Source organism: Citrobacter sp. S46_ASV_140 (assembly GCF_018919545.1).
Classification (GTDB): Bacteria; Pseudomonadota; Gammaproteobacteria; order Enterobacterales; family Enterobacteriaceae; genus Citrobacter; species Citrobacter braakii.
In genome coordinates this window covers 1-350 of sequence record NZ_JAHLRC010000297.1, presented here as the reverse complement: position 1 = coordinate 350, position 350 = coordinate 1, and the positions used below count along the sequence as shown (strand labels likewise).

The 350-nt window shown below is 52.6% G+C and carries 1 pseudogene; it reads right to left on the bottom strand.

Features of this window, described 5'->3' with window-relative positions:
- Positions 1–350, bottom strand: a pseudogene (locus KQJ19_RS23870) (lysozyme); the annotation flags it as partial.

The window sequence follows — 350 nt, the reverse complement described above, 5'->3', positions numbered from 1 at the left end:
CGTTAATACCAGCCAGCTCAACGCCGGCATGGCGCGCATTTTCCAGTACATACAGACCTTCAGCCGTCAGACCGGTCGGCAGAATTGGCAGGGTGTACCAGATACCGACTTTGCGACCTTCCTCTTTCCACTGAGCCTGAACCTCTTTTACTGCCTGGTTGCGGCGATCGATGGAATCCTGATCGGCCACCCATGTGCCTTCGATATCAAAATCCAGCACGTTCAGGTTCATGTTATCAACAATGTCGTAGTAGAGTTTTTGCAGGTCTTTAACATTCTTACAGGCAGCTGCCAGCGGGGAGTTATTCGCTCCGCCAATGGAAACCATCACATCGCCACCGGCTTCACGC